The sequence below is a fragment of the Streptomyces sp. NPDC004126 genome, from assembly GCF_050275515.1.
In the GTDB taxonomy this organism is placed as follows: domain Bacteria; phylum Actinomycetota; class Actinomycetes; order Streptomycetales; family Streptomycetaceae; genus Streptomyces.
Genome location: NZ_JBNNPF010000026.1, coordinates 76,861 through 95,459 on the forward strand (window position 1 = coordinate 76,861; position 18,599 = coordinate 95,459).

Genomic DNA, 18,599 nt, shown 5'->3' on the forward strand with positions numbered 1-18,599 from the left:
ACTTTTTCCCAGGGGCGCCCTATCCATTGCCGGAGGTATTGTCAAGAGGTCGAGGCACACCAATCAGAGATCCACTGCATGGGACGGAGAGCACGCGTGACGCGCAGCGTGTACGTGACCGGTATCGAGCGGGGAGACGGCCGGCAGGTCGTCGAGCTGGGCATCATGGAGCTCCTGACCCGCCAGACGGGCCGGGTCGGCGTGTACCGCCCCCTGCTGCACGACGGGCCGGACCGGCTCTTCGACCTGCTGCGGGCCCGCTACCGGCTCGACCAGGACGCCGCGACGGCGTACGGGATGGAGTACCACGAGGCCTCCGCCATCCTCGCCGAGAAGGGCACCGACGAGCTGGTCTCCCGGCTCGTCGACCGCTACCACCGGGTGGCCCGGAACTACGAGGTCATGCTGGTGCTCGGCACCGACTACGCCGAGACCAACCTGCCCGACGAGCTCGCGCTGAACGCCCGCCTCGCCAATGAGCTGGGCGCGGTCGTCGTCCCCGTCGTCGGCGGCACCAAGCAGCCCGCCGAGGCCGTGCGCGCCGAGGCCCAGAGCGCCTACCGGGCCTACGAGAGCCTGGGCTGCCACGTCGTGGCGATGGTCGTCAACCGGGTGGCCCCCGAGGACCGCGACACCATAGCCGAGCGGCTCGCCGCCCGCCTCCCCGCGCCCTGCTACGTCCTGCCCGACGACAAGAACCTCTCCGCCCCGACCGTCGCCCAGATCACCCGGGCGCTCGGCGGCGAGGTGCTCCTCGGCGACGACGCCGGGCTCGCCCGCGACGCCGTGGACTTCGTCTTCGGCGGCGCCATGCTGCCCAACTTCCTGAACGCCCTGACCCCCGGCTGCCTCGTCGTCACCCCCGGGGACCGGGCCGACCTGGTGGTGGGGGCGCTCGCCGCGCACGCCTCGGGCACCCCGCCGATCGCGGGCGTGCTGCTGACCCTGAACGAGCGCCCGTCCGCGGACGTCCTCACCCTGGCCTCGAAGCTCGCCCCCGGCACCCCGGTGGTCTCGGTCGCCGGCAACAGCTTCCCGACCGCCGCCGAACTCTTCTCGCTGCAGAGCCGGTTGAACTCCGCGACCCCGCGCAAGCTGGAGACCGCGCTCGGCCTCTTCGAGCGGCACGTGGACACCGCCGAACTGCGCGGGCTGCTGTCGGTGGCCCGCTCCGAGCGCGTCACCCCGATGATGTTCGAGCACGAGCTGCTGGAGCGGGCCCGCTCCGAGCGGCGCCGTGTGGTGCTGCCCGAGGGCACCGAGGAGCGCGTGCTGCGCGCCGCGGACGTGGTGCTGCGCCGGGGGGTGTGCGACCTGACCCTGCTGGGCGAGGAGCAGGCCATCCTGAAGAAGGCCGGCGACCTGGGCGTCGACATCTCGGCCGCGCAGCTGATCGACCCGGCGACCTCCCCCCTGCGGGAACGATTCGCCGAGTACTACGCCAAGGCCCGCGCGCACAAGGGCATGACCGTCGAGCTGGCCCACGACGTGGTCACCGACGTCAACTACTTCGGCACCCTGATGGTCCAGGAGGGCCTGGCCGACGGCATGGTCTCCGGCTCGGTGCACTCCACCGCCGCCACCATCCGCCCCGCCTTCGAGATCATCAAGACCAAGCCCGAGGCCTCGATCGTCTCCTCCGTCTTCTTCATGTGCCTGGCCGACCAGGTCCTCGTCTACGGCGACTGTGCCGTCAACCCGGACCCCGACGCCGCCCAGCTGGCCGACATCGCCGTGCAGTCGGCGGCCACCGCCGCCGCCTTCGGCGTCGATCCTCGGATCGCGATGCTCTCGTACTCCACGGGCACCTCCGGTTCCGGCGCGGACGTGGAGAAGGTCCGCAAGGCCACCGAGGCCGTCCGCGAGCAGCGCCCCGACCTGCTCATCGAGGGCCCGATCCAGTACGACGCCGCCGTGGAGCCCTCGGTCGCCGCGACCAAGCTGCCCGGCTCCGAGGTGGCCGGCCGGGCGAGCGTGCTGATCTTCCCGGACCTGAACACGGGCAACAACACGTACAAGGCGGTGCAGCGTTCGGCCGGCGCCGTCGCGGTCGGCCCGGTGCTCCAGGGCCTGCGCAAGCCGGTCAACGACCTGTCGCGCGGCGCGCTGGTCCAGGACATCGTGACCACCGTGGCGATCACCGCGATCCAGGCGCAGTCGCAGTCCCGCCCCCAGGCCCAGTGATCCCCCCACCGCACCCGAAGGAAAGACCCCCCACCGTGACCGCAACGCGCGTACTCGTCCTCAACTCCGGTTCCTCGTCCGTGAAGTACCAGCTGCTCGACATGGCCGACCGCTCCCGCCTCGCCGCCGGCCTGGTGGAGCGGATCGGCGAGGAGACCTCCCGCCTCGTGCACGAGCCGCTCACCGGGGCGGGCGCCGAGGGCGGCAGGCGCGAGCGGGTCGGCCCGATCGCCGACCACGGGGCCGCCCTGCGGGCGGTCGCGGCGGAGCTGGCGGCCGACGGCCTGGGCCTGGACTCCCCCGAGCTGGCGGCCGTGGGCCACCGGGTGGTGCACGGCGGAACGCGGTTCACGCAGCCGACGGTCATCGACGACGAGGTGCTCGCGGAGATCCGCAGCCTGATCCCGCTGGCCCCGCTGCACAACCCGGCGAACGTGACCGGCATCGAGGTGGCGCGCGAGCTGCGCGGGGACCTGCCGCAGGTGGCCGTGTTCGACACCGCCTTCCACTCGACGATGCCGGAGCACGTGGCGCGGTACGCGATCGACGCGGCGACCGCCGACAAGTACGCCATCCGGCGGTACGGCTTCCACGGCACCTCCCACGCCTACGTCTCGCGCGCGGCGGCGGCGCTGCTCGGCAGGCCGGTGGAGGACGTGAACGTCATCGTCCTGCACCTGGGCAACGGCGCCTCCGCCTCGGCCGTGCGGGGCGGGGTCTGCGTGGAGACCTCCATGGGCCTGACCCCGCTGGAGGGCCTGGTCATGGGGACCCGCTCGGGCGACCTGGACCCGGCGGTGATCTTCCACCTGGCGCGGGTGGGCGGGCTTTCCGTCGACGAGATCGACTCGCTGCTCAACAAGAAGAGCGGTCTGCTGGGTCTGTGCGGCGACAACGACATGCGCGAGGTGACTCGGCGCGCGGGCGAGGGCGACGAGGCGGCCCGGCTCGCGCTGGCGGCGTACGTCCACCGTCTGAAGAAGTACATCGGCGCGTACACGGCGGTCCTGGGACGGGTGGACGCGGTGGTGTTCACGGCGGGCGTCGGCGAGAACGCCTCCGCCGTGCGGGAGGCCGCGATCGCCGGCCTGGAGGAGCTCGGCCTCGCCCTCGACCTGGAGGCGAACGCCGCGCGCTCCCCGGAGCCCCGGCTGATCTCCCCGGACTACGCGCGGGTGGCGGTGGCGGTGGTCCCCACGGACGAGGAGCTGGAGATCGCCTCCCAGGCGTACGCGTTGGTTACCCAGTAGTCACTTGGACTTTCCGCCAGACGGAATATTCCGCTACGAAACAAACGGATAGGATCCGGTCATGCGCCGTTCCAAAATCGTCTGCACGCTGGGCCCCGCCGTCGACTCGTATGAGCAGCTGAAAGCGCTCATCGAGGCAGGTATGAACGTGGCCCGATTCAACTTCAGCCACGGATCCCAGGCAGAACACCAGGAGCGGTACGACCGCGTCCGGAAGGTCTCCGAGGACACCGGGCGCGCGGTCGGCGTCCTCGCCGACCTCCAGGGCCCCAAGATCCGCCTCGAGACCTTCGCCGAGGGTCCCGTCGAGCTGGTGCGCGGTGACGAGTTCACCATCACCACCGAGGACGTCCCGGGCGACAAGTCCATCTGCGGCACCACCTACAAGGGCCTCCCGGGCGACGTCGCCAAGGGTGACCAGGTCCTGATCAACGACGGCAACGTCGAGCTCCGGGTGACCGAGGTCGACGGCCCGCGGGTCAGGACCATCGTCATCGAGGGCGGTGTCATCTCCGACCACAAGGGCATCAACCTGCCCGGCGCGGCCGTGAACGTCCCCGCCCTGTCGGAGAAGGACGTCGACGACCTGCGCTTCGCCCTCCGCATGGGCTGCGACATGGTCGCCCTGTCCTTCGTCCGCGACGCCAACGACGTCAAGGACGTCCACCGCGTCATGGACGAGGAGGGCCGCCGGGTCCCCGTCATCGCCAAGGTGGAGAAGCCCCAGGCCGTCGAGAACATGGAGGCCGTCGTCGCGGCCTTCGACGCGGTCATGGTGGCCCGCGGCGACCTGGCCGTCGAGTACCCGCTCGAAAAGGTCCCGATGGTCCAGAAGCGGCTCATCGAGATGTGCCGCCGCAACGCCAAGCCGGTGATCGTCGCGACCCAGATGATGGAGTCGATGATCACCAACTCCCGCCCGACCCGCGCGGAGGCGTCCGACGTCGCCAACGCCATCCTCGACGGCGCCGACGCGGTCATGCTGTCCGCCGAGTCCTCGGTGGGCGCCTACCCGATCGAGACCGTCAAGACGATGTCGAAGATCGTCACGGCGGCCGAGGAGGAGCTGCTCTCCAAGGGCCTCCAGCCCCTGGTCCAGGGCAAGAAGCCGCGCACCCAGGGCGGCTCCGTCGCCCGCGCGGCCTGCGAGATCGCGGACTTCCTCGACGGCAAGGCCCTGGTCGCCTTCACCCAGTCCGGCGACACCGCCCGCCGCCTGTCGCGCTACCGCGCCACGCAGCCGATCCTGGCGTTCACGACGGACGTGAACACCCGCAACCAGCTCACCCTGAGCTGGGGCGTCGAGTCGGCCGTCGTCCCGCACGCCGACAGCACCGACGCGATGGTCGACCTGGTGGACGCCGAGGTCCTGAAGCTGCAGCGCTTCAACCCGGGCGACACCATGATCATCACGGCCGGCTCGCCCCCCGGCGTCCCGGGCACGACCAACATGGTCCGCGTCCACCACCTGGGCGGCGGCACCCCCGCCTGACGGCGGACCGCATGACTGCCTGACTCTGCCGCACAGAGACCGAGGGCGGCACCCCGGAGACCGATCCGGGGTGCCGCCCTCGGTGTTTTCGGTCGCCCGCGGCTACTGGTCGGTAGTTTCGGCCGAAACCCAGCTGGTGTGGCCGAAAACACACTACCGGCGGTAACCCGATCGTGAAAGGCTCGAAACCGCCTTGGGGGAAGGCGAACGGGGTTGTGCACCTGACCCGTGCACATGGGGGACCGACCATTTTTCTGCTCCACCGTGCCGCCGCCGCATGCCGCGGCGGCACGACCGTACGTACGCGCGCCTTCCTTCGGGCTGACCAAAACCCCTGAAGACAGGCACCAAGCACGTGCAAAGAACCACCCTCCTGCGGGGCAGGAGTCGCGCTTCCCGCGACGCCCTGCGGCGCGGACTGGCAGGCACCGCCCTGCTCACCGCCTCCGCCGTCCTCGTCGGCCTGATCCAGGCCGCCCCCGCCGGCGCGGTCGAGGTCCCCCCGGACACCGACCCGCCCTACCGCCCGATCAGCCTCGGCGAGCAGGCCCGCCTCGACCGCTGCGCGGCCGGCTTCGCGCTGCACATCGGCGGGCCGGAGATGAAGAAGACGGCGGCAAAGGCCCTCACCGGTCCCGCCGCCGACCTGGCCACCGCGACCGACCTGGCCACGGGCATGTACCCGCTGGACCAGGCCCGGATCAAGGACCGCGACTCGTACGAGGGCTCCCCGGTGGCCTCGGCCGAGCGGCGGGAGCGCTGGGAGAAGGCCAACTACCCGTACTGGAAATCCGGCACGGGCGCGGGCGTCGACCAGTACGCCCCCAAGTTCGACAAGGACGTCGTCGCCTTCACCCTGGGCCCCCAGCGGGACCTGTACAACCAGCTGGGCTCCGACGCCCACGCAGTGCCCTCGAAGGCCGCCCTCGACAAGGCCAAGGCTCTCGCCGCCGAGCTCAAGGGCAAGGACGAGAACCACGACTTCGTCACCAACGGCATGCTCAAGGACGCGCCGAGCGCCAACTACCGCATGCCGACGGCGAGCGACATCGCCCGCTACCTGCGGCTCGGCGGCTACATGGCCAAGACCCCCGCCGAGGACTCGGCCGAGTTCCGCCTGGAGGTCGAGGCGCTGAAGGTCGCCTGGGGCGCGTGCGACAGCCGCAACCCGCTCGACTTCTACCGGGTCATGTCCCCGATCGTCGTCACCGCGCACCTGGAGTGGGAGAAGGAGTACGCCACCCAGGCGAAGCCGCGTGCCGACATCGTGAACGCCGAGGTCGCGGCCGCGGCCGAGGTGCGCGAGTCCACCGAGGCCATGATCGAGGCGCTGGGCCAGGCGTGGCTCGCCGACCAGATCCTGACCTGGCAGAAGTACTGGGCCGGCCAGCCGGCGGCGAGCCGCCCCGCCGCGTCCGTGTTCACCCAGGCCACCAAAGACCTGACCACGGCCCGCACCAAGGCCGCCGAGCAGGCGAAGATCGCGGCGGCCTCCGCCGCGTCCGCCAAGACGGCGTCCGAGAAGGCCGACACCGCGCAGGACGCGGCGTGGGCGCTCGCCGACGCGGCCAAGGCGCCGCGCGGCCGGGGCCTGCTCTTCGCGCAGCAGTCCGTCCAGGTCGCCAAGGCCTCGGCCGCCGCCGCCCAGGCCGCGGCGAAGGCCGCCGAGACGGCGTCGAACGCCGCCAAGGCGACGGTCGCGGACAGCAACACCCTGTACGCCCTGGCGCAGACCCAGTCGCACGCCCTGAACACGGAGTTCCGCCGTGTCGCGGCCCAGGAGGCCGCAGCCCAGGCGAAGGCCGCCGCCACGTCGGCCGCCGCCCAGGCCAAGGAAGCCGCGGACAACGCCACCAAGGCGAAGACCGCTCAGGCCACGGCCGAAGCGGCGCGGGACACGGCGAAGACTGCCGCGGACAACGCCAAGACCCAGCGGATCAAGGCCGAGCAGGAACGTGACGTCGCCAAGGCCGAGCACGCCAAGGCCACGGCGGAGCGGAACAAGGCGCTGGCGGCGGAGAAGCGCGCCGCCACCGAGCGTGAGGCGGCGGCCAAGGCCCGTACCGCTGCCGAGTCCGCCGGCTCGACCGCCGGGGACAAGCTGGACGCCGCCGAGGGCGCCGAGATCCGGGCGGCCCTCGCCCGTGACGCGGCCGCGCAGGCGGAGCGCGACATGCGTGCCAAGGACGCCCGCGCCGCCGCCCTGGAGTCGGCCGCGGCCGCCGCCGAGGGCACCGCCGCCGCCGGGGACAGCCGCAAGGCCGCGACGGAGGCCCGCACCGCGGCCAACGACGCGAAGGGCGCGGCGGACCGCGCCCGCGCCGCCGCCGACGAGGCGGGCTCCGCCGCCGTCGAGGCCCGTGCCGCCGCCACCCGGGCCGAGGGCGCCGCCGCCCGCTCGCAGGCCGCGTACGAGAACGCGAACTCGCAGTGGTGGACCAGCTACGCGGCCGCCCAGACGGCCCACGCGGCTGCCGCCGAGGCCATCGACGCCTCGGACGCCGCCTCCGCGAACGCCGTGAAGGCGGAGGCGGAGGCCAAGAAGGCCCAGGCCGCCTCGGTCCAGGCCAAGAAGGAGGCGGCCGCGGCCCAGGACGAGGCCGAGAAGACCTCGGCCTGGTCCGCGGTCACCGCCGGACACGCCTACGCCACCGCCCAGGCGGCCATGGCCGCCCGGGACTCCGCCGCGGAGGCCGTCAAGCCGGCCAACACCGCCATCGCGGCGGGCACCCCGTACCGGGAGTCCGACTCCGCCGCCGCGTTCGCGGTCCTGGTGGGGCAGTCCGCGAAGTCGCTCGCCGAGCAGCAGGCGGCTGCGGCCACCGCGAAGTCCGATGAGGCCGCCAAGGCCGCGGCTGCCGCCAAGGCGCTGGCCGACAAGGCTTCCGGTGACGCCAAGCTCGCCGCCCAGGCCTCGGCCGCCGCCGCAGCGGACACCGCCGCGGCGCTGAAGTCGGTCGCCGCCGCGCGTGCCTCCGCCGCCACGGCGGCCAAGGCCGCGGCCGCTGCCAAGGCAGCGGAGACCAAGGCCACGGAGTACAACTCCCAGGCCGGCGCCGAGGTCCTCCTCGCCGGAAACGCCTCGCGCGACGCCGCGAGCGAGGCCGCGGCCGCCAACAGCGAGGCCACCGAGGCGGAGAAGAGCGCCGCCAACGCCCGTACCTCCGCCAACGCGGCCAAGAAGGACTCCGACGCCGCGAACAGCGCGGCCACCAAGGCCGAGTCGGACGCGAAGGCGGCGGAGGGTGCCGCGGCCAACGCCCAGCAGTCCGCGAAGGACGCCGACGCGTCGGCGGACCGGGCCGAAGAGGCCTACCGCAAGTGGGAAGAGGAACAGCGCGCTGCGCAGATCGCCGCCTCGAAGAACGACGGCGGTCCCGGGTACGGCGGCGCGGACCTGAACCTCACCCAGGAGGAGGCGCTGCGCAAGGCCTGCGGCCAGGCCTGCGTGGACGAGTACAAGGCCGCTCTGGAGGCGGCCAACAAGGACGTCATCGACTGGGTGGTCGAGAACGGCGGCCAGATCCTCCTCGACGTACTGGGCGTCACGGCCGCGAAGAAGTGCTTCTCCAGCGGGGACGTGGAGAGCTGCCTGTGGACGGCCCTGAACGTCATCCTCGTCGGCGCCCTCGTACTGAAGATCCCCCAGGTCGCGGTGGCCGTGACCAAGGTGGCGGTCGGGCTCGGCGGCTATTTCCGTGCGACTGCGGCAGCCGCCCAGACGCTCGCCCGTCTGAAGCCGATCGCGATGGTCAGCGCGCACGTGGAAATCGGCGCCATCCGCACCATCAGCGCCGCGGGCGTCCACCCCACGCTGATCAAGCGCGCCGTCACCGCCGGGGGGTGGAAGTGGACGATCAGCACCGGACACGCCATGAACCGGGCCCACAAGGCCCCGACGGGCAAGCCGTCCTTCCCCGCGCTCAACACCACAAACCTGAACCCGGACACCATCGAGAAGGCCCTTATCCTCGAAACCCTGGCCCACATGGGCAAGGGTGGCAGCATGCAGGGCTTGCAGAACATCATCGTCACCATCGATGGCATGGAGATCACCGGAAACATCTTCAAATTCGGTGACGACGCCATCTCCATCTCGACCTACTACCGGACCGGCTGATGAGCGAACCTAGAACGACCGTGGCGGAGCTGCTGAAGCTGGGGCACGGGGTCACCCCCGAGGACAACGTGGGCGTGCCCCTGGAACAGTTCGGCCTCGCCGAGTTCGAGTACGTGGAGACGGTCATCTACGCCGGCCCGGACGAGATCCTCTCGATGCTGCGCACGCTGAAGGCCGAGAACTTCATCGGCCTCCCGCCGTGGGCCCGCAACCTGGCCTACCGGATCGCGTGCCTGCAGCGCCCGGACGACGCGGCGCTGCTGCGCGAGGCCGCTGACGACCTCCTCGCCTTCGGCCCCGACTGGGACGACATCGCGGAGGAACTCCAGGCGAAGGCCGACGTCCTGGACCCGCCGGAGGGACCGGGCGCGGCTTCCTAGCCGCGTCGGCCACGCGAGAAGGCCTGCACCCCTCGGGGTGCAGGCCTTCTCTCAATGCCGGGACTACTTCTCCGCCGGGCCGATGTAGTTCTTCAGGCCCGGGACGGTGAGGTTGCCGCCGAACTGGCCGGCCTGGACGACCTTGACCTTCGTGAAGAAGGCGAAGGGGACGTTCAGGGGCGGCGGGGTCTTCGGGGTGAACTCGACCGGGATGAGGCCGAAGAGGTTGCCCTTGAGGCTCTCCGTGTACATCGTGACCTTGCCGCCGCGGATCGTGGACGTGGAGCCCGGGCGCGACTTGAGGTGGGCGATGTTGGGTCCCTTTCCGACCGTCTGGTAGAGGTCCTTGATGTCCAGCGAGTCCGCCGTGAACTTCAGGACCTTCTTGACCTTGCCGCCCGCCGTCTTCACCTCCACGATGCCCTCGTAGTCGAGGCCGTAGAGGGTCAGCAGCGAGCTGTCCAGGTACCAGGGCTCGTCCGGCAGGAGCGGGATGCCGGGCTCCAGCTTGGCGTTGGCGAAGGCCTCGGCGTCGAAGGTCGGGCAGGGGAAGGGCTGCTTCCCGTCCGGGTCCGTCGTCGCCGACGTCGAGGGGGAAGGGCTGGGCGACGCCCCGTCCTTCTCCGCGTCCTTGGCCGTCTTGCCGGTCTCGTCCTTCGGCTTGGCGACCGTGTCCTTGACGCTCTGCGGGAGCTCCTCGACCTTGACCCCGGCCTTCTTCGCGGCGTCGCGGATCGCGTCGGCGGAGGGGTCCTTGGCCGGGGCGGGCGTGGTCGTGGTGGGCGCGGGCGCCGGGGTGGCCGGCTTCTTCGCGTCCTGGAGGGGCTTGCCGAGGCCGTCCACGAGGCCCTTGAGGGCGTCGCCCACGCCCAGCGGGTCCAGCGGGTTCGCCGGCTTGGCGGACGGGGCCGACGCCGACGGGGACGGGGAGGTGCCCGTCTTCGGGGTCTCCGGCTTCTTCGCGGACGTGGAGGCCGAGGCCGAGGGGCTCGCCGACGGCTTCGGCGCCTTGCTCGCGCCCGGGGAGGGGCTCGCACCGGGTGAGGCGGAGGCCGAGGGCGACGGGGACGCGGACGTCGACGGAGTCGGCGAGGGCGACTTCGCGGGCTCGTCCGAGCGGGTCACGCACGGGCCGGGCGCGAAGGGGATGTCCTTGTCGTCCGCCAGCGCCATCTTCGGGGCGATGCCCATCCCGACGAGGACCGCCGTCGGCATCGCCGCGAGCGCCATCGTCTTGCCGACGGGTATCTGGATCTTGTTCAGCAGCGACTTCCTGGGCGCCGCGTGGCGCGGGCCCCTTCTCTCACGGGACTCTGCGCCTGGGGCCGCGCCCCGCTGCGTCTCGTCACCCCGCACTGTTCCTCCCGCCATCGGCGTGGGCAGTCGTCTCGGTCGCGTACGCCGTTTCCGTGTCTCGGGGGCCGGGGACGCCGTAGAACGGGTCCGCGGGCGGTACCTCGGCCGTCTCGGCCGGCTCCGGCTCGTCCTCCGCCGGGACGCCCGGCGCCCAGGCCAGTGCGAGGCATCCGCCGACCATGGCGGTGAGGAAGCCGATGAAGAAGCCGCCGAGGTTGGACTTCGGGATCGACACCAGGGCCAGGAGGATCGCCGCGACGCCCGCGAAGACCCGGATGCCCTGCTGGAACCAGAGGCCTATGCCCAGCGTGATCAGCAGGCCGCCGAGGATCAGCGAGACGGAGCCGGATGTCGTCGCCATCGCGAGGGTGACATTGGCCAGTCGGATGTCCGCGAACGGGAAGTAGATGATCGGCACTCCGCCGAGGAGCGTGAACAGGCCGGCCCAGAAGGGGCGGTTACCACGCCAGGCACGGAAGCGGAGGCGCATGACAGTGAGCCAGTGATCGTCTGCGGCGTGAACCGGGGCCTGGGGGTTCATGGACAACAGCTCCCTGGAAACGGTGGTACGGAGAACTCTGTGGAGCCCGGACGGGCGCCCGGCCACTGGGCCGCCCGCCCGTCCGGTCAGTCACACACGGGACGGGATTACTTCTCGTCCTGGTAGCACGGCTTGTCACCGCTGAGCAGACGGAGCTTGAGGTCGGGCAGCGTGAAGGTACCCGCCGTCGTCGCCCACGCCTTCTGGCGGACGTTCGTCAGCGTGGCCTTCTTGGCCCGCTGCGAGAAGAGGCCGCCGTCCGCCACCGTGCCGGGGACCGGCTTGGTGGCGTGGCTGCCGTCGCCCACCGCGACACCGATGTCGAGCTGCTCGAACTTGGCGTCCGCGTCCAGCTCGGCGACGTCGAGGTAGATGTTCTCCGCGACGGCCGGCTTGCCCTTGTTGCCCGTGTGCAGCTGCAGGGTGATGGCGCCGAGGCCCGGCACCGGGGTCACCAGCGACTGGCACATGTTGGTGATCTCGGCGCGGCTGAAGCCGGAGATCGTGACCGGGTGCTTGGTCTTCTTGTTGGGGTCGCCCAGCGTCGCGCCCTCGGCCACGCTGCCGTACTGGATCAGGTTGTCACCGACGAGCGAGTCGGCCGACACCTTGAAGTCCTGGCCCGAAACGCTGAAGGACGCCGCGAGGGCACCCTGCGCCAGACCCACACCGACCGCGGCGGTGGCCGCGATGCTCGGCACCATGACGAGCGCGAAGCGCTTCCATCTGGTCCCGCCACGAACCTGGGAAATCATCTTGTTCCTCCTTCTCGGACGTACATCTCCGGTCCGGGCCGGGAGGCCCGTCCTGGGATGGGAGAAGTGCTACGTCCTCGGGAAGGAGCGCAGGCGGCCGAGCCGCGGCGCAGCCGCGTCCGATACACCGGCGTTCACCCCCGAGCGACAACCACTGGGCCACGCGTTCGCGCAACCTGGAGGACAGGCCCTGCCGGTGTGGCAGAGACCCCCCTGTCCACGGCCGGTGCCACTGCCACCGGCCGGCCCGGTGGGGACCCTCCGCCGCGGTTCCGGGTGAGCGGTTCTGCGGGAAGGACCGAGCGTCGCCGATCGTGGTCCATTCCAGGCCGGGGCACAAGGGGGTTCGTTACTGGCGGGTAACGGCTGGATAACCGGAGTCTGGCCCAGTGCCGTCGCGCGGCCACACAGGGTGTCACCCTGGGCCACGACAGAAGGGGCGAAGAGCGAACCAACCGGACAGTTCACGGGGTTCGATTTACTGCGAGTAACAGCGGCCGCGATTGCCAAGTTTTGGCAAAGCGCGGCCGCTGTTTATCTCCGTGTCAACAAATCGCCGGTGGCGGCACACGCCACCGGAGCACGGCTAGAACAGCACGCGCGCCAGTGCCGTACGGGCCTGGGAGACCCGCGGGTCGTCCGCGCCGATCACCTCGAACAGCTCCAGCAGCCGGACCCGCACCGCGTCCCGGTCGTCACCGAACGTCACCCGGACCGTATCCACCAGACGCCCGAAGGCATCGGCCACGTGCCCGCCCGCGAGGTCCAGGTCGGCCGCGGCCATCTGCGCGGCCGGGTCCTTCGGGTTCGCGGCCGCCTCGGCGCGCACCGTCTGCGGGTTCATGTGCTGCACCCGGGACAGCAGATCGGCCTGGGCCAGGCCCAGCTTCGCCTCGGTGTTCGCCGGGTCGTCGGCCAGTACGTTCTTGTACGCCTGCGCCGCACCGGCCAGGTCACCCGCGTCCAGCGCGGAGACGGCCGCCTCCAGCAGCGCGTCGTACGGACCGGCCGGGGCCGCGGCGGGGGCCGCCGGGGCGCCCTCGGCGCCGGGGTCGACCTGGAGGCCGATGAGCCCGAAGCGCTCCTCGGCGACCTGGACCAGCTGGGCCAGGGTCTCGCGGATCTGCTGCTCGGGCGCGACGCCCTGGAACAGCGGCAGCACCTGGCCGGCGACCACGGCGAACACGGCCGGGATGCCCTGGATGCCGAACTGCTGCATCAGCATCTGGTTGGCGTCGACGTCGATCTTCGCCAGTACGAAACGGCCGTCGGCCTCGACGGCGAGGCGCTCCAGCAGCGGACCGAGCTGCTTGCACGGCTCGCACCACTCGGCCCAGAAGTCGAGGACGACCGGAACCTCGTTGGAGAGCTGGAGCACGTCGCGCTCGAAGCCCGCCTCGGATACGTCGATGACGAGGGCCGACGGCGGTACGGCGCCGCCGGGCGCGCTGCCCGCGCCGCCGCCGGGCTGCCGGGCCGCCTCGTTGCGCGCCTGCTCGGCCTTGGCCTTGGCTTCGCCGGCCGCCTTCACAGCGGCGAGGTCGACCACGCCGCTCATGGACATGTTTCTGGGCTGCATGCGTACATCCTCCCCCTTGTGCGCGCGCCGACGAAAAGGATCCCGAAAGATCGTCCTGCGTTGTTCTTCATTCGCTGGTCGGCGCCGGGTCCCCACCTGGCGCCAGTAGCTTCGCGTGGTTGTCGCTCTTACGCTACGAGCCGTAGCGTAACTCCCCCGGGGCCCGCGCGCCCCGTGATCTGAACCACAGCGAACAGGCCCCCGCCGGTTCCGCTACCGACGGGTATGGTCTCGGCCATGCGCAACCCCAGCCCCGGTGTCAGCCCCCCGCACGGCCGTACCGGCCGCCCCCGCAGCGCGGCCGCCGACACCGCGATCCTCGCGGCGACCCGGGACGCGCTGGTGGAGCTGGGCTGGTCGAAGCTGACGATGGGGGACGTCTCGGCCCGCGCGGGGGTCGCCAAGACCACCCTTTACCGGCGCTGGGCGGGCAAGAACGAGCTGGTCGTGGACGCCGTCGCGGAGCTGTTCGACGAGCTGGAGCTGCCGGACCGGGGCTCGCTCGAAGCCGACATCGAGGACGTGGTGCTCCAGTTCGCGCGGCTGCTGCGGCGCCCGGAGGCCCGTACGGCCCTGATGGCCGTGGTCGCGGAGTCCACCCGCGACGAGGCGCTGCGGGACCGGATCCGGTCGGCGATCGTGGACCGGCAGAAACGTCTCGTCGTACTGGGCCGCGAACGGGCCCAGGCCCGGGGCGAACTCCCGCCCGAGGAGGACGAGGGCCTGGCCCGCCACACCACGGACCTGATCTTCGACGTGATCGCGGGCACGGTGGTGCACCGGGCCCTGGTGAGCTGCGAGCCCGTGGACGAACTGTGGGCGGGGGCCTTCACCGCCCTCCTGATGCACGGCCTCCAGGGCGCGGCCCGGGCCTGAGCGGCGGAACGGGGAAGGCCGGCCGTGCCCGCCGCCGCGGGGCGGGCACGACCGGCCTTCCACCGGATTCCGCGGGAGGGACCCCTGCCTAGAAGCCGGGCGGCTCCGTGTAGACGCCCCACTCGTCGCGCAGGACGTTGCAGATCTCGCCGAGCGTGGCCTCGGCGCGCACCGCGTCCAGCATGGCCGGGATCATGTTCGACCCGTCCCGGGCGGCGTCCAGCATCGCCTTCAGCGAGGCCGTCACCTTGGCGTCGTCGCGGCGCTCCTTGCGGGCGGCCAGGGCGCGGACCTGCTCGCGCTCCACCTCGTGGCTGACGCGGAGGATCTCCAGGTCGCCGGTGACGGAGCCGTGGTGGACGTTGACGCCGACGACCCGCTTGTCGCCCTTCTCCAGGGAGCGCTGGTACTGGAAGGCCGACTCGGCGATCTCGCCGGTGAACCAGCCGTCCTCGATGCCGCGCAGGATGCCGGAGGTGATCGGCCCGATGGGGTGCCGGCCGTCCGGGTGGGCGCGCAGGCCGCGCTCCTTGATCTGGTCGAAGATCTTCTCGGCGTCGGCCTCGATGCGGTCGGTGAGCTGCTCGACGTACCAGGAACCGCCCAGCGGGTCGGCGACGTTGGCGACGCCGGTCTCCTCCATCAGCACCTGCTGCGTGCGCAGCGCGATCTCGGCGGCCTGCTCGCTGGGGAGGGCGAGGGTCTCGTCGAGGGCGTTGGTGTGCAGGGAGTTGGTGCCGCCGAGGACGGCCGCGAGGGCCTCGACCGCGGTGCGCACGACGTTGTTGTACGGCTGCTGCGCGGTGAGGGAGACGCCGGCGGTCTGGGTGTGGAAGCGCAGCCACATGGCCTTGTCGGACTTCGCCCCGTAGACCTCCTTCATCCAGCGGGCCCAGATGCGGCGGGCGGCGCGGAACTTGGCGATCTCCTCGAAGAAGTCGAGGTGGGCGTCGAAGAAGAAGGAGAGGCCGGACGCGAAGTGGTCGACGTCCAGGCCGCGGGAAAGGCCGAGTTCCACGTAGCCGAAGCCGTCGGCCAGGGTGTAGGCGAGCTCCTGCGCGGCCGTCGCCCCGGCCTCGCGGATGTGGTAGCCGGAGACGGAGAGCGGCTTGTAGGCGGGGATGCCGTTCGCGCAGTACTCCATGAGGTCGCCGATGAGGCGCAGGTGCGGCTCGGGTTCGAAGAGCCACTCCTTCTGGGCGATGTACTCCTTGAAGATGTCGGTCTGGAGCGTGCCGTTGAGCACGGCCGGGTCGACGCCCTGGCGCTCGGCGGCGACCAGGTACATGCAGAAGGCGGGCACGGCGGGGCCGCTGATGGTCATGGAGGTGGTGACGTCGCCGAGCGGGATGTCCTTGAAGAGGACCTCCATGTCGGCGGCGGAGTCGATGGCCACGCCGCAGTGGCCGACCTCGCCGAGCGAGCGCGCGTCGTCGGAGTCGCGGCCCATCAGGGTGGGCATGTCGAAGGCGACGGAGAGGCCGCCGCCGCCGGCGGCCAGGATCATCTTGTAGCGCTCGTTGGTCTGCTCGGCGTTGCCGAAGCCGGCGAACTGCCGGATGGTCCAGGTCCGGCCGCGGTAGCCGGTGGCGTGCAGACCTCGGGTGAAGGGGTACTCCCCCGGCCAGCCGATGCGCTCGAACCCCTCGTAGGAGTCGCCGGGGCGGGGCCCGTAGACGGGGTCGACGTCATCTCCGGAGAGCGTCGTGAAATCGGCCTCGCGCTTGCGGGCCTTGTCGTAACGGGCCTGCCAGCGGCGGCGGCCCTCCTCGATGGCGTCAGCGTCCATACCCACGAATTTACTAGGACGTCCTAGTAAATGTCGATGGCAAACCCCCGGAGAGTCTCCCCGGGGGTGTCCGGATCCGGTCGGACCCGAGCGCGGCTCAGGCCTTGGCGGTCGCCATGCCGTCGGTGACCAGCGGCTCGATCTCGGCGCGGATGCCGCGCTCGACGAAGAAGGCGGCCAGCGGGATGGTCCCCGAGACCAGCACCCACAGCAGCTTGCCGAACGGCCACTTGGCCTTGGAGCCCAGGTCGAAGGCGAAGACCAGGTAGATCATGAAGAGCACGCCGTGGACCTGCGAGACCGCGAGGGTCAGGCCGGCCCCGGTGTCGAAGCCGTACTTCGCCACCATGCAGGCACAGAGGATCAGGAGCATGACCGCGGTCACGTAGGCCATGACGCGGTAGCGGGTCAGCACGCTTCGTTTCATGCCGTCGAGCCTAACCGTCCGTTTTGCGCGATCTTGACGCGGCCCCGCCCGCGGGGCGCGGTCGCGCGCTCACTTCTCCTCGAAGTCCTCGGCGGCCACCCGCAGCGGGCGCAGCAGCGCGAAGATCTCCGCGCACTCCTCCGAGTCGTACACCCCGAGGCCGAAATCGACCGCCATCAGGTCCTTCGTCGCCGCCTCGACCACCTCGCGGCCCTTCGCCGTGATCGAGGCGAGCGTGCCGCGGCCGTCCTGCGGGTTGGGCCGCTTGTCGACCAGCCCGGACCTCACGAGCCGGTCCACGGTGTTCGTCACCGAGGTCGGGTGGACCATCAGCCGCTCGCCGATCTTCGACATCGGCAGCTCGCCCGCCTGGGAGAAGGTGAGCAGCACGAGCGCCTCGTACCGGGCGAAGGTCAGCCCGTACGGCTTCACCACCGCGTCGACCCCGGCCAGCAGGATCTGGTGCGCGCGCATGATGGAGGTGATCGCCGCCATGGACGGCACGGGACCCCAGCGCTGACGCCAGAGCTCGTCGGCGCGGGCGATGGGGTCGAAGGGGAGGCTGAGCGGCTTGGGCATCCACCAGACCCTACCGGGCGGTCATTTCACCGCGAGCCCCGTCTCATTCCTCGACCGCCGCACTTCGGCCAGGAGCAGTACGACGACCCCGCTGCCGAGCGCACCCGACCCGGCGACCACGACGTGTGCCGGGAGGAACTCGGCGGCGGCACCGGCGAGGGCCATGCCGACCCCCTGGAGGGTCATCAGGCCCGTGCTCAGCAGGGTCATCGCCCGTCCGCGCAGCTCGTCGGGGACGGCGTCCACGTACATCCGGTCCAGCCCGAGGGTGTAGGCGTGCGCCAGCCCGGCGAGCAGCAGCGCCGCGAGGACCACGGCCGGGCCGGGGCGGACGGCGAACAGCAGGAGCGGGAGCAGGGAGACGGCGGCCAGCGGCGCCGTGATCCGCGAACGCGTTCGGGCGGTGAGCGCCGACCCCGCCCAGAGTTCACCCGCGACGGTGCCGACGGGCAGCGCGCACATCAGCACCCCGAGGGTGACGGTCCCCGCGCCGACGTCCTCGGTGTACGGGGCCAGCAGCGCCTCCGGCACGACGGCGAAGGCGGGCGGCAGCCAGCACAGCAGGGTGAGCGCCCGCAGCCGGCGCCCGCCGAGGACGGCCCGCAGCCCGGCCGCCGGGGACTCCCGCACGGCACCGGACCCCGCGGCGGCGCGGGCGGGCCGGGCCCGGGTCCCCAGGCGCAGCAGCAGTGCGGAGGCCAGGAACCCTGCGGTGGTCAGCGCGAGGGCCGCGCGCGGGGAGAGCGCGGCCAGCAGCAGGCCGCCGAGGCCGAACCCGGCGAGCTGGGCGCTCTGCGCGACCATCCGCAGCAGCGAGCGGCCGAGCACGAAGGCCTCGCCGGTCCCGAGGAGGTCGGTGAGGGATGCGCTGCGGGCGCCCTGGAAGAGGGGGGCCACGAAGGCCATGGCGCAGCGCAGGACGAGGATCCCCGCGACCGGCGTCCCCGGCCAGACCATGCCGGCCGCGCAGGCGGCGCACAGCAGGTCGCACCCGACGAGCACCCGCCGGGCGGGGTAGCGGTCGGCGAGCGGGGCGAGCAGGGTGCCGCCGAGGGCGTACGGCAGGAAGCCGAGGGCGAAGGTGAGCGCGCTCAGCAGGGGAGAGCCGGTGGCGCGGTAGACGAGGACGGTGAGGGAGATCTCGGCGACGACGACGCCGAGCAGGGACAGCAGGTGCGCGGCGAAGACGGCGCGGAACTCGCGGACCCGGAACAGCGGGCGGTACCCCGGGCCGGGGGTCGTTCGCGCTTCGTGGGTGGGCATGGCCCGAA

At 71.7% G+C, this 18,599-nt stretch carries 14 protein-coding genes; 6 read left to right on the plus strand and 8 right to left on the minus strand.

All coding sequences use genetic code 11. From position 1 onward, the window contains the following. The first annotated feature begins 96 nt into the window (after nt 1-96). From pta to ACQKM2_RS23980, 5 genes are all read left to right on the plus strand, one after another. Nucleotides 97-2,184 (plus strand): phosphate acetyltransferase, encoded by a 2,088-nt coding sequence (gene pta / locus ACQKM2_RS23960; RefSeq protein ID WP_427712971.1) that lies wholly within the window; start codon nt 97-99, stop codon nt 2,182-2,184. A 35-nt stretch (nt 2,185-2,219) separates the two neighbouring features. After that, nucleotides 2,220-3,434, plus strand: a complete 1,215-nt coding sequence (locus ACQKM2_RS23965) for an acetate kinase (RefSeq protein ID WP_427712973.1) — start codon at nt 2,220-2,222, stop codon at nt 3,432-3,434. Nucleotides 3,435-3,495: 61 nt separating this feature from the next. Continuing rightward, nucleotides 3,496-4,926 carry a pyruvate kinase gene (gene pyk, locus ACQKM2_RS23970; protein ID WP_427712976.1) on the plus strand — a complete coding sequence of 477 codons (1,431 nt, stop codon included), beginning with the start codon at nt 3,496-3,498 and terminating at the stop codon, nt 4,924-4,926. A 355-nt stretch (nt 4,927-5,281) separates the two neighbouring features. Beyond that, nucleotides 5,282-9,046, plus strand: coding sequence for a hypothetical protein (locus ACQKM2_RS23975; RefSeq protein WP_427712978.1), 3,765 nt, complete (start codon nt 5,282-5,284; stop codon nt 9,044-9,046). After that, nucleotides 9,046-9,426: a hypothetical protein gene (locus tag ACQKM2_RS23980; RefSeq protein ID WP_427712980.1), complete on the plus strand. Its 381-nt coding sequence runs from the start codon at nt 9,046-9,048 to the stop codon at nt 9,424-9,426. Before ACQKM2_RS23975 ends, ACQKM2_RS23980 begins: the two co-directional genes overlap by 1 nt. 63 nt (nt 9,427-9,489) lie before the next feature. Here the strand turns inward: ACQKM2_RS23980 and ACQKM2_RS23985 are convergent, their stop codons facing one another. From ACQKM2_RS23985 to ACQKM2_RS24000, 4 genes are all read right to left on the minus strand, one after another. After that, entirely contained in the window at nt 9,490-10,782 is a 1,293-nt protein-coding gene (locus ACQKM2_RS23985; RefSeq protein WP_427712983.1) for a hypothetical protein, read from the minus strand. After that, entirely contained in the window at nt 10,772-11,323 is a 552-nt protein-coding gene (locus tag ACQKM2_RS23990) for a DUF6114 domain-containing protein (protein ID WP_427712986.1), read from the minus strand. The genes ACQKM2_RS23985 and ACQKM2_RS23990 overlap by 11 nt, the downstream gene beginning before the upstream one ends. 107 nt (nt 11,324-11,430) lie before the next feature. Continuing rightward, complete coding sequence (locus ACQKM2_RS23995) at nt 11,431-12,078, minus strand: DUF6230 family protein (RefSeq protein ID WP_007266639.1); 648 nt, start codon at nt 12,076-12,078, stop codon at nt 11,431-11,433. Between the two features lie 586 nt (nt 12,079-12,664). Beyond that, a complete protein-coding gene (locus ACQKM2_RS24000; RefSeq protein WP_427712989.1) occupies nt 12,665-13,657 on the minus strand; it encodes a tetratricopeptide repeat protein in 993 nt (330 codons plus the stop codon). A 237-nt stretch (nt 13,658-13,894) separates the two neighbouring features. Between ACQKM2_RS24000 and ACQKM2_RS24005 the strand changes: the two genes are divergently transcribed. After that, on the plus strand, nt 13,895-14,533 hold the full coding sequence (locus ACQKM2_RS24005; protein ID WP_427712991.1) for a TetR/AcrR family transcriptional regulator: 639 nt from the start codon (nt 13,895-13,897) through the stop codon (nt 14,531-14,533). A gap of 88 nt (nt 14,534-14,621) precedes the next feature. Here ACQKM2_RS24005 and ACQKM2_RS24010 read toward each other — a convergent pair whose 3' ends face one another. The 4 genes from ACQKM2_RS24010 to ACQKM2_RS24025 all read right to left on the minus strand — a co-directional run bounded on the left by ACQKM2_RS24010 (nt 14,622) and on the right by ACQKM2_RS24025 (nt 18,591). After that, nucleotides 14,622-16,322 carry an acyl-CoA mutase large subunit family protein gene (locus tag ACQKM2_RS24010; RefSeq protein WP_427712993.1) on the minus strand — a complete coding sequence of 567 codons (1,701 nt, stop codon included), beginning with the start codon at nt 16,320-16,322 and terminating at the stop codon, nt 14,622-14,624. Between the two features lie 97 nt (nt 16,323-16,419). Continuing rightward, on the minus strand, nt 16,420-16,749 hold the full coding sequence (locus ACQKM2_RS24015) for a DUF3817 domain-containing protein (RefSeq protein WP_125816181.1): 330 nt from the start codon (nt 16,747-16,749) through the stop codon (nt 16,420-16,422). Between the two features lie 69 nt (nt 16,750-16,818). Beyond that, nucleotides 16,819-17,328 (minus strand): MarR family winged helix-turn-helix transcriptional regulator, encoded by a 510-nt coding sequence (locus ACQKM2_RS24020; protein ID WP_427712997.1) that lies wholly within the window; start codon nt 17,326-17,328, stop codon nt 16,819-16,821. Between the two features lie 21 nt (nt 17,329-17,349). Then, nucleotides 17,350-18,591: an MFS transporter gene (locus ACQKM2_RS24025; RefSeq protein ID WP_427713000.1), complete on the minus strand. Its 1,242-nt coding sequence runs from the start codon at nt 18,589-18,591 to the stop codon at nt 17,350-17,352. Nucleotides 18,592-18,599: the final 8 nt, after the last annotated feature.

Bases quoted from the DNA above. Each gene is read 5' to 3' on its own strand.
- pyk (WP_427712976.1), top strand. From the start codon at position 3,496: ATGCGCCGTTCCAAAATCGTCTGCACGCTGGGCCCCGCCGTCGACTCG.
- ACQKM2_RS23980 (WP_427712980.1), top strand. From the start codon at position 9,046: ATGAGCGAACCTAGAACGACCGTGGCGGAGCTGCTGAAGCTGGGGCAC.
- ACQKM2_RS23990 (WP_427712986.1), bottom strand. From the start codon at position 11,323: ATGAACCCCCAGGCCCCGGTTCACGCCGCAGACGATCACTGGCTCACT.
- ACQKM2_RS23995 (WP_007266639.1), bottom strand. From the start codon at position 12,078: ATGATTTCCCAGGTTCGTGGCGGGACCAGATGGAAGCGCTTCGCGCTC.
- ACQKM2_RS24000 (WP_427712989.1), bottom strand. From the start codon at position 13,657: ATGCAGCCCAGAAACATGTCCATGAGCGGCGTGGTCGACCTCGCCGCT.
- ACQKM2_RS24005 (WP_427712991.1), top strand. From the start codon at position 13,895: ATGCGCAACCCCAGCCCCGGTGTCAGCCCCCCGCACGGCCGTACCGGC.
- ACQKM2_RS24010 (WP_427712993.1), bottom strand. From the start codon at position 16,322: ATGGACGCTGACGCCATCGAGGAGGGCCGCCGCCGCTGGCAGGCCCGT.
- ACQKM2_RS24015 (WP_125816181.1), bottom strand. From the start codon at position 16,749: ATGAAACGAAGCGTGCTGACCCGCTACCGCGTCATGGCCTACGTGACC.
- ACQKM2_RS24020 (WP_427712997.1), bottom strand. From the start codon at position 17,328: ATGCCCAAGCCGCTCAGCCTCCCCTTCGACCCCATCGCCCGCGCCGAC.
- ACQKM2_RS24025 (WP_427713000.1), bottom strand. From the start codon at position 18,591: ATGCCCACCCACGAAGCGCGAACGACCCCCGGCCCGGGGTACCGCCCG.